The 1,401-nt window shown below is 42.5% G+C and carries 2 protein-coding genes; both read left to right on the top strand.

The annotated features are described in order from the left end of the window. Positions 1 to 1,167, top strand: a 1,167-nt coding sequence (locus tag A3757_RS24155; RefSeq protein WP_156506553.1) for a PilW family protein, incomplete at its 5' end; no start/stop codon positions are given. Between the two features lie 26 nt (positions 1,168 to 1,193). Continuing rightward, the coding region (locus tag A3757_RS24150; RefSeq protein WP_231878377.1) for a PilX N-terminal domain-containing pilus assembly protein at positions 1,194 to 1,401 on the top strand (208 nt) is incomplete at its 3' end.

Below are 1,401 nucleotides of genomic sequence, written 5' to 3'. Positions count from 1 at the left end.
ACAGCACGCCACACAAAACCTTTATCTTCGCTAAAAGGAATGGCCGGTTTGAGTTTAATTGAACTAATGATCGCTATGACCATTAGTTCCCTGCTACTCATCGGTGTTACGAGTATTTATTTTAATGCTCGAGAGTCTGATAAATTTATTAGTGAATTATCTCGTATTCAGGAGTCTGGGCGCCATGCACTTAACTTTCTTGCTCAAGATATTCGAATGGCAGGCTATCAAGGCTGTATGAACCCAGACCCTGAAGAAGCATATATCAAGATCAGAGCCCATAACCCCCCAACCTCAGATTTTTTTAGTACCGCACTTTCAGGCTTCGAAGTCCCTTCTGTAGCATGGGCACAAGATGCAAACATCGACCCTGTCACTGGTGTCAGCCGCGGTGACTATTTCAAAGATGAAGACTTTACTAAAGAAGCTTTGATCGGTAGCGACATATTAGTTGTTCAGCGACTAACTACTGACAGTGCCGAGCTCTCTGCAGACATGGTAACGAGTGATGAAGATGTTGTGCTCGTCGATAATGAAATGGAGTTTGAGCAGTTTGATATCGCGGTAATTGCTAACTGCAACAATGCTGATATGTTTCGAATTTCAGAAGACCCGGAAGCGACAGCCACTATTACCCTATCACATGGTCTTATCACAAATTCAGATGACATCTTTATAGGTCCTTATACACGTAATGCTCGAGTAAGGGGTTTTGAATCAACCATATACTTCGTGGCAAACACAGGCAGAACAACTGAAACCGGCGTACCTATAAATGCCCTATTCCGAGCGAAAGACAAAATGGTAAACAAGGCAAACCCTGAGTTTGATGTTGAAGAGCTAATAGAAGGTATCGACAGCATGCAAATCTTATATGGTGAACTAAATAGCGACCCTCAGCATGTTACCGCAGACGGTGAAGTGATTAGCGGCCTTCGTTATGTTACCGCAGACAATGTTACAGACATGAAATATGTAAAAAGCATTCAGCTAGGTCTACTGGTTAGCGGTTCCCGTGAGGTGCTCACGAATAATGACGACGCCACCTATATTTTGCCCGGTGAAGAAATCCAACCCGAGGGCAAGTTCGGTTCAACAGTAACTTATGAGCCAGATAGACGTTTACGCCGTGAGTTCAGCCAAACAATTCAGTTACGAAATCGATAAATAAACGTATAAAAGGTGTATATAGAATGAAGACCTTACAACATCAAAGCTCTCTTAATTTAGCACGCCAAAAAGGCGCAGTACTTGTTGTGAGTTTAATTATTTTATTACTGATGACCCTTATAGGCGTTGCGTCAATGAGCTCTTCCATAATGCAGGAAAAAATGGCATCAAATGCACAAAACAACAACGCGACTTTTCAAGCAGCAGAAAATGCCGTAAGTGGACTGATCA

The sequence above is a fragment of the Oleiphilus sp. HI0117 genome (assembly GCF_001635235.1).
Note: the sequence above shows the minus strand (reverse complement) of the source record. Positions and strands in the feature narration are given on the sequence as shown.